The organism is Streptomyces sp. NPDC032940, assembly GCF_040636935.1.
In the GTDB taxonomy this organism is placed as follows: domain Bacteria; phylum Actinomycetota; class Actinomycetes; order Streptomycetales; family Streptomycetaceae; genus Streptomyces.
Map to the genome: position 1 here is coordinate 20,811 of NZ_JBEZVJ010000048.1, position 8,093 is coordinate 28,903.

Below are 8,093 nucleotides of genomic sequence, written 5' to 3' on the forward strand. Positions count from 1 at the left end.
ACCCGGCCCGTCACACGCCGTTCACGCCGGGCGGGGGCGGGATCCGGGGGCGAGCCGGGGGTGAGCCGGGGGGTGATCGGACACCCCCGAAAGCCTGGTAATGTTTACGTCGTCGCCACGGGGAACAACCCACGCGACAGACACCTTGTCCGGGTGGCGGAATGGCAGACGCGCTAGCTTGAGGTGCTAGTGCCCTTTATCGGGCGTGGGGGTTCAAGTCCCCCCTCGGACACCAGTGAGGACCCCTGCCGAGCAGGGGTCCTCTGCTTTTCCGGTACGGCTCCCCGGCCGGGCACAATGGCCGCCATGACCACGCGTTCCTGCCCGTGCGGGCTGCCCGAGGCGTACGAGAAGTGCTGCGGCCGTTTCCACGGGGGGACGGCGTCCGCGCCGAGTCCCGAGGCCCTGATGCGTTCGCGGTACAGCGCCTTCGTGCGGGGCGACGCGGCGTACCTGCTCCGGACGTGGCATCCGAGGACGCGGCCGGAGCACCCCGACCTGGACCCGGGCATGCGGTGGACGGGGCTGGAGATCCTGGACGCGACCGGCGGGTCCGCCTTCCACTCCACCGGCACGGTCACCTTCCGCGCCTCCTACCGCGGCGGCTCGCTGCACGAGCGGAGCCGCTTCGAGCGGGTCGACGGTGCGTGGGTGTACGTCGACGGGGACTTCCTCCCGTAGGCCCCTCAGGGTGCCAGGATGTCCAGTTCCTGGAGGGCGCCCACGGTGATCTCGCGGGTCAGCTGCTCGGCGCGCTCGGCGTCGCGTGCGCGGACGGCCTCGGCGACCCGCACGTGCAGGGTGACGGCGGCCGGGTCGGGGTCCTCGAACATCACGTCGTGGTGCGTGCGGCCGGCCAGGACCTCGGCGACGACGCCGCCGAGGCGGGCGAACATCTCGTTGCCGGACGCGGTCAGGATGACGCGGTGGAAGGCCACGTCGTGGAAGAGGTAGCCCTCGAGCTGGTGGCCTCGTGAGTTGGCGACCATGCCGAGCGCGCACTCGGTGAGTTCCGCGCACTGCTCCGCGGTGGCGTGCCGGGCGGCCAGTCCCGCCGCGACCGGTTCGACCGCCGACCGCAGCACGGTCAGCGAGCGCAGCTGGCGCGGGCGGTCGGCGCCGGCCAGACGCCAGCGGATGACCTGCGGGTCGTAGACGTTCCACTCGCACTCGGGCAGGACGGTCACGCCGACGCGGCGGCGCGACTCGACCAGGTGCATGGACTCCAGCACGCGCACGGCCTCGCGCATCACGGAGCGTGACACCTCGAAGCGCTGTGCCAGCTCGTCCGTGCGCAGGACGCTGCCCGCGGGGTATTCGCCCGCGGTGATCGCGGGGCCGAGGGTGTCCAGTACGCGGCCGTGCAGCCCCCGGCCCGGTGTGCTCATGCACTCAGCGTACGGGGCGCGTCACGGGAATAAAAAGTCAGACTTATATGTCACAGCCTCTTGAATTTGTCGTACCTAATGGGTTTCAGTGGCGTCGACATCACGTGTCGACGAAGACAGCAGACAGCGAGAGTGCGATGCAGCAACTGCACACCCCCCACGTCGTCGTGGTCATGGGCGTAGCGGGCACCGGGAAGACCACCATCGGCCCCCTGCTCGCGGCCCGGCTCGGCGTTCCCTACGCCGAGGGCGACGACTTCCACCCGCCGGCCAACATCGCCAAGATGACGGCCGGGACCCCGCTCACCGACGAGGACCGCTGGCCCTGGCTGGACGCCATCGGCGGCTGGGCGCACGGGCGGGCCGGGCTCGGCGGGGTGGTGAGCAGTTCCGCGCTGAAGCGGTCGTACCGCGACCGGCTGCGGGCCGCCGCTCCCGGTGTCGTCTTCGTCCACCTCACAGGCAGCCGCGAGCTGATCGAGGACCGGATGTCGCACCGCGAGGGCCACTTCATGCCGACCGCCCTGCTCGACTCCCAGTTCGCCACGCTCCAGCCGCTGGAGCCGGACGAGGCGGGGGTCGCGGTGGATGTCGCCGGCAGCCCCGAGGAGATCACCGAACGGGCGACGACCGCCCTGAAGGCCCTCCCCGAGCCGGCCCTGTAGCCCTCCCCTCAGTCCCCCTCCCCCGAATCCCCATCACCGCAAGGGAAGCACCGTGACCAGACTCAGCGTCGAGATGCTGGCAGCGGACACCGCCGAGCCGATCACCTCCGCCGGCCACGCCCAGCTGGGCATAGCCGTGCTGTTGGGCATCGCCGTCATCGTCCTGCTCATCACCAAGTTCAAGCTGCACGCCTTCCTGTCCCTGACCATCGGGACACTGGCGCTCGGCGCGTTCGCCGGGGCTCCGCTGGACAAGGTCATCGCCAGCTTCACCACCGGGCTCGGCTCGACGGTCGCGGGCGTCGGCGTCCTGATCGCCCTCGGCGCGATACTCGGCAAGATGCTCGCCGACTCCGGCGGCGCCGACCAGATCGTGGACACCATCCTCGCCAAGGCCAGCGTGCGGTCGATGCCGTGGGCGATGGTGCTGATCGCCTCCGTCGTCGGGCTGCCGCTGTTCTTCGAGGTCGGCATCGTGCTGCTGATCCCGGTCGTCCTGATGGTCGCCAAGCGCGGCAACTACTCGCTGATGCGCATCGGCATCCCGGCGCTGGCCGGTCTGTCCGTGATGCACGGCCTGGTCCCGCCGCACCCGGGCCCGCTGGTCGCGATCGACGCGGTCGGCGCCAACCTCGGTGTGACCCTGGCGCTGGGCGTGCTGGTCGCGATCCCGACGGTGATCATCGCCGGTCCGGTCTTCTCGAAGTACGCGGCCCGCTGGGTGGACGTCCCCGCCCCCGACCGCATGATCCCGCAGCGTGCCTCCGAGACGCTGGAGAAGCGCCCGAGCTTCGGCGCCACCCTCGCCACGATCCTGCTGCCGGTCGTGCTGATGCTCGCCAAGGCGCTGGTCGACATCATCGTCGACGACCCCGACCAGCTGGTGCAGCGTGTCTTCGACGTCGTCGGCTCGCCGCTGATCGCCCTGCTCGCCGCGGTGATCGTGGGCATCTTCACGCTGCTGCGGCCGGCCGGGTTCGCCAAGGACCGCGTCTCCGGCCTGGTGGAGAAGGGTCTCGCGCCCATCGCGGGCATCCTGCTGATCGTCGGCGCGGGCGGCGGCTTCAAGCAGACGCTGATCGACTCCGGCGTGGGTCAGATGATCCTGGAGATCTCCGAGGACTGGTCGATCCCGGCGCTGCTGCTGGCCTGGCTGATCGCGGTGGCGATCCGGCTGGCGACCGGTTCGGCGACGGTGGCGACCGTCTCGGCGGCCGGTCTGGTGGCGCCGCTGGCGGCCGACATGTCGACGACCCACGCGGCCCTGCTGGTCCTGGCGATCGGCGCCGGTTCGCTCTTCTTCAGCCATGTCAACGACGCCGGCTTCTGGCTGGTGAAGGAGTACTTCGGTCTGAACGTCGGCCAGACGATCAAGACCTGGTCCGTCATGGAGACGATCATCTCGGTGGTCGCGGGCGCTCTGGTCCTGCTGCTCTCCTTGGTGATCTAGCGGTACGACGACGCCGACGGCGCCCGTTCCCGGTCCCCCGGGGCGGGCGCCGTCGCACGTGCGGTACCGCTCAGGGCGTCTTCTCGGCCGCCTTGTCCAGCTGGAAGGCCTCGTTGCCCAGGCCGATGCGGGCGTGCCGCTCGGGGGCACGGGTGCGCAGGACGAGCCCCTGCAGGAGGCCTGCGACGGCGGCGAGGCCGATGATGCCGGGCAGGGCCCAGCTCAGCGCCGAGCCGGGGCCGGCGCCGACGAGGACGTCGAAGTCCTTCACCGTGTACCCGGCGATCACCAGCAGGGCGACGCCCGCGACGGCGGAGGTCGCCAGGCGGACGCCCTGGGTGCCGGCGGCGCCGCGGCGGACGAAGAAGGCGACCACGGAGAACGAGGCGGCGGCCATCAGCACGATCACCCCGAGGGCGCCGATGTTGCCGCCCCAGGTGAACAGGTGGAGGACCGGCTCGGTCGGGTCGCCGGCCGGCTTGTCGTCGGCGACCGCGAAGCCGACGACCACGACGGCGGACACGGCGGTCTGGAGGAGCGAGCCGGTGCCGGGCGCGCCGCTGGTGCCGCTGGTGCGTCCGAAGGCGGCGGGCAGCAGTCCCTCGCGGCCCATGGCGAAGGCGTACCGGGCGACGACGTTGTGGAAGCTGAGCAGGGCCGCGAACATGCCGGTCACGAAGAGCACGTGCAGGACGTCGGTGAAGGTGCCGCCGAGCCGGGACTCGGTGAGGAAGAAGAGCAGGCCCGCGCTCTGCTCCTGCGCGGTGCCGACGATCTCGTCGGGTCCGGTGGCGACGGTCAGGGCCCAGCTGCTGAGCGCGAAGAAGACGGCGACGCCGCCGACGGCGAGGAACATCACGCGCGGCACCAGGACGTGCGGCCTGCTGGTCTCCTCGGCGTACACGGGGGCCTGTTCGAAGCCCAGGAAGGCGGCGATGCAGAAGCACAGCGCCGTCCCGACCCCCGCCCCGCTCAGCGTGTCCGGGTTGAAGGCGTGCAGCGACAGTCCCCGGGCGCCCGGGTCGGCGACGGCGGCGATGTCGAACACCACCACCAGCACCACCTCGATGAGCAGCAGCACACCCAGCACGCGTGCGTTGACGTCGATCTTCAGCCAGCCCAGTGTGCCGGTGGCGAGCACGGCGAGCAGCGCGGGGATCCACCAGGCGACCTCGAGGTCGGCGTAGGTGGACAGGAGGCCGGAGACCTCGAAGCCGAAGATGCCGTAGATGCCGACCTGGAGCGCGTTGTAGGCGACCAGGGCCACCAGGGCGGCGCCCGCGCCGGCGGTGCCGCCGAGGCCGCGGGAGATGTACGCGTAGAAGGCGCCCGCGTTGTGGACGTGCCGGCTCATCTCGGCGTACCCGACGCTGAACAGGATCAGCACCACGCCGAGGATCACGAAGAGCAGCGGCTGCCCGACGATGCCCATGACCGCGAACGTGGTGGGCATGACCCCGGCGACCACCATGAGGGGCGCGGTGGCGGCGAGGACGGACAGGAGCAGGCCTCCGGTGCCCAGCCGGTCCGCGCGCAGCGCCCGCTCCTCCCCCTTGAAGGTGCTGATGCCGCCGTCGCCGGCCGGTCTGGTCGTGCGTGAACTGCCCGTGGCCATCGGGGGACCGTCCTCACTGTGGGTGTCGTGGTGTCAGGTGGTGCCCAGCGCACCGGCGCGGGCGGTGCGGAAGGCGGAGTACGGGTCGCGGTCGGGGTACGACCAGGGGGCGGGCGTGGCGTGCTCGCCGATGCGGTGGAACAGGGCGGCGGCCTCGGCGCCGCGGCCCTCGCAGGACTTGGCGTGCGCGAGGAAGTTGAGGTCGACCAGGCGGCGCGGGTGGCCGTCCTGCTCCCACTCCAGCCACCAGTCGAAGGCCGCCTTCATCACCAGCCGGGCCCGGCGGCCGACCCAGTGGCCGGAGGCCTGCGGGTCGGGGGACTCGTGTCCGGCGGCGGCCAGCACCCGGTAGCGCTCGGCGTGCGCGACCACCGGCAGGACGGCCAGCGGCGAGTCGGCGGGGGCCTGCTCGGCGGCCCAGTTCGCGAAGTCGTAGACCTCGTGGAGCGGGTCGGGTCCGCCGCCGCCGCGGCGTTCGGCGAGCCGGGCGACCATCAGATGGTGTGCGTGGTGGTGGTCGGCGTACCGTCCGCGCACGTGCTCGAAGGCCCGGACGACGTCCTCGTCCGGGCCGAGCGCGCGCTCCAGCAGGAGCAGCCCGAGCCATGGGGTGGGGTCGGCGGGCACGAGCGCGGCGGCGTCCCGGCAGGCCTCCCGGGCCCGGTCGGGCTTCTCCTTGCCCCTCAGGGCGCGCTGGACGAGGGCCAGGGAGAGCAGGACGGAGGCGTCGGCGGAGTCGGGCTCGGCGAGCAGCCACTCGCGGGCCCAGGCGGCGCAGTAGGGCTCCTTGGCGAGGACGGTGACCCGGTGACCGCGGCGGTCCCAGTCGTCACCCGTGTGGACGAGCAGGGAACGGGCGGACTGCCAGCGCCCCTGCGCCAACGCGGTGCGTGCGGTGACGAGTTCGGCGTCGTCGAGGGCCTCGTCGAAGGACTGGGCCGCGCGTCTGCGGCCGCGGCCGAGGGGAGGCGGGGGTGGGGGCACCGCGGGAACTTCCTCACGCGACCCGGTAGGTCGTCGTAGCCGGTTTGCCATGAACTGATCACGCACAGCAAACCGGCAGCCAAGGCTCGACGTCAAGGCCCACCGGCCCGTTACACGCGTCAACTCACGTGGTTTCAGCGTCACTTGCACCGCCCGCGCGCTGCCCCGACCGCGTCCCCCACCCGGATGCGGCGTCGGCCCGGCGGCTCGGTCCCCTTCCCACTAGAGTCGGTTTCTCACGCACCCCGTGGCCCGGCCTGACGATCGAGGTACGCAGCGTGTCGGTTCTGGTTCTGGTTCTCGCCGTGAGTGCCGCGTGCTGCCTGGGCTTCGGTTTCGTCCTCCAGCAGAACGCCGCCCAGCGCGCCCCGCTGGGCGACTTCCTCTCGCCCCGCCTCCTGCTCGACCTGGTGCGGGTGCCGCGCTGGCTGGGCGGCACGGGACTGATGGTGGCCGGGATGGTGATGGGCGCCATCGCGCTGGCCGGCGGCGAGATCACCCTGGTCGAGCCGCTCCTCGCGACGAACCTGCTCTTCGCCCTGGCCCTCTCCCGCGCCCAGACCCGGCAGCCGCTGGGCGCTCAGGGCTGGGCGGGGCTGGCGCTGCTGGCGGGCGGGGTCAGCGCGTTCATCGTGGCGGGCGAGCCGCGCGGCGGCGAGGCGGTGACCGATCCGGTACGGCACTGGGTGATCTTCGGCGTGATGCTGGGCATCGCCCTCCTGCTGACGGCGTGCGCCGGGCGGGCCCGGCTGACCTGGGGCCCGGCGCTGCTGGCACTGGCCGCAGGGCTGGTGTACGGGGTGCAGGACGCGCTGACGCGGGTCAGCGGGCAGCGCCTCTCGGCGGGCGGGCCGGCGGAACTGCTGACCGGCTGGCAGCCGTACGCGGTGGTGGTGCTCGGCATCACCGGTCTCCTCCTCGTGCAGAGCGCCTTCGAGACGGCACCGCTGCGCAGGTCGCTGCCCGCGCTGACGGCGGCTCAGCCCCTCGCGGGCATCGCCTGCGGGGTCGGCTTCCTCGGCGACCGGCTGCGCACCGACGCGGGGGCGCTCGCGGGGGAGGCGGGGGGCCTCGCGGCGGTGGTGACGGGCATCGTGCTGCTCGGCATGCATCCGGCGATGCCACAGGGCACGGGCGAGCGCGGACCGGCGCGGGATCTGCAACGGCGTTGACGCCGGTGCCCTCGGCCGCTGCTTGGATGGGGGCATGAGCGCTGCTGACGAGATCCTCGACATCGTCGACGAGAACGACCGGGTGACCGGACAGGCCCGGCGGGGTGACGCCTACGCCCAGGGGCTGCGCCACCGCTGCGTGTTCGTCCAGGCCCGGGACGCACGGGGCCGCGTCTTCGTCCACCGCCGCACGGCGACGAAGCTGGTCTTTCCCTCGCTGTACGACATGTTCGTCGGCGGGGTGGTGGGAGCGGGCGAGTCCTATGACGACGCGGCGTTGCGGGAGGCGGAGGAGGAACTGGGGGTGCGGGGGCTCGCCCGGCCGGAGTTCCTCTTCAAGTTCCTGTACGACGACGGGGGCGGGCGGACGTGGTGGTCGGCGGTGTACGAGGTGAGCTGCGAGGCAGCTGTGGCACCGCAGGTGGAGGAAGTGGCGTGGTGGGACTTCCTGGAGGAGGCGGAGGTGGAGCGGCGGCTCGGGGAGTGGGAGTGGGTGCCGGACGGGGTCGCGGCGTATGCGCGGCTGCGGGCCTGGCGGGGGGCGGGTAGGTGAGTGGTCCGGGGGTGGGTGCGAGCGGCCCTGCTGGCGGGGTGCCCGACGCGGTTGGGGGGACTCCCAGCGCCCACCCGTGCCGCCCCTGGGGGTACCTCCGAGGCCGTTCAGGCACTGGGGGAGGCACGACTGCCCGCAGCTGGGACGGCACGGCGGGGGCGACTGCCCGCAGCTGAGGCGGCGGGGGACGGCGGACAGCCGCGTACGGCGAGAAGGGGCCGTGTCGGGGGGTGTCCGCCCGCAGCGGTTGGCGCGTCAACGCCCCG

General features: G+C 72.5%; 8 protein-coding genes and 1 tRNA gene. 6 read left to right on the forward strand and 3 right to left on the reverse strand.

Features of this window, described 5'->3' with window-relative positions; all coding sequences use genetic code 11:
* Positions 1-147: 147 nt before the first annotated feature.
* A tRNA-Leu gene (locus AB0E77_RS32520) sits at positions 148-235 on the forward strand.
* Between the two features lie 71 nt (positions 236-306).
* Positions 307-681 carry a YchJ family metal-binding protein gene (locus AB0E77_RS32525; protein WP_361578061.1) on the forward strand — a complete coding sequence of 125 codons (375 nt, stop codon included), beginning with the start codon at positions 307-309 and terminating at the stop codon, positions 679-681.
* A 5-nt stretch (positions 682-686) separates the two neighbouring features.
* Here the strand turns inward: AB0E77_RS32525 and AB0E77_RS32530 are convergent, their stop codons facing one another.
* The gene (locus AB0E77_RS32530) at positions 687-1,388 is read right to left on the reverse strand and encodes a FadR/GntR family transcriptional regulator (protein ID WP_361578064.1); all 702 of its coding nucleotides are present in this window, start codon (positions 1,386-1,388) and stop codon (positions 687-689) included.
* A 137-nt stretch (positions 1,389-1,525) separates the two neighbouring features.
* On the opposite strand from AB0E77_RS32530, the gene AB0E77_RS32535 reads away from it, so the two are divergent.
* Entirely contained in the window at positions 1,526-2,053 is a 528-nt protein-coding gene (locus AB0E77_RS32535; protein WP_361578066.1) for a gluconokinase, read from the forward strand.
* 52 nt (positions 2,054-2,105) lie between these two features.
* A complete protein-coding gene (locus AB0E77_RS32540) occupies positions 2,106-3,503 on the forward strand; it encodes a gluconate:H+ symporter (protein WP_361578069.1) in 1,398 nt (465 codons plus the stop codon).
* A 70-nt stretch (positions 3,504-3,573) separates the two neighbouring features.
* On the opposite strand, the gene AB0E77_RS32545 is transcribed toward AB0E77_RS32540, so the two are convergent.
* Positions 3,574-5,118 carry an APC family permease gene (locus tag AB0E77_RS32545; protein WP_361578072.1) on the reverse strand — a complete coding sequence of 515 codons (1,545 nt, stop codon included), beginning with the start codon at positions 5,116-5,118 and terminating at the stop codon, positions 3,574-3,576.
* 33 nt (positions 5,119-5,151) lie between these two features.
* The gene (locus tag AB0E77_RS32550; protein ID WP_361578075.1) at positions 5,152-6,102 is read right to left on the reverse strand and encodes a hypothetical protein; all 951 of its coding nucleotides are present in this window, start codon (positions 6,100-6,102) and stop codon (positions 5,152-5,154) included.
* A 278-nt stretch (positions 6,103-6,380) separates the two neighbouring features.
* On the opposite strand from AB0E77_RS32550, the gene AB0E77_RS32555 reads away from it, so the two are divergent.
* Both AB0E77_RS32555 and AB0E77_RS32560 read left to right on the forward strand, forming a co-directional pair.
* Entirely contained in the window at positions 6,381-7,274 is an 894-nt protein-coding gene (locus tag AB0E77_RS32555) for a DMT family transporter (protein ID WP_361578078.1), read from the forward strand.
* 34 nt (positions 7,275-7,308) lie between these two features.
* Positions 7,309-7,827 (forward strand): NUDIX domain-containing protein, encoded by a 519-nt coding sequence (locus AB0E77_RS32560; protein ID WP_361578081.1) that lies wholly within the window; start codon positions 7,309-7,311, stop codon positions 7,825-7,827.
* Positions 7,828-8,093 lie beyond the last annotated feature (266 nt).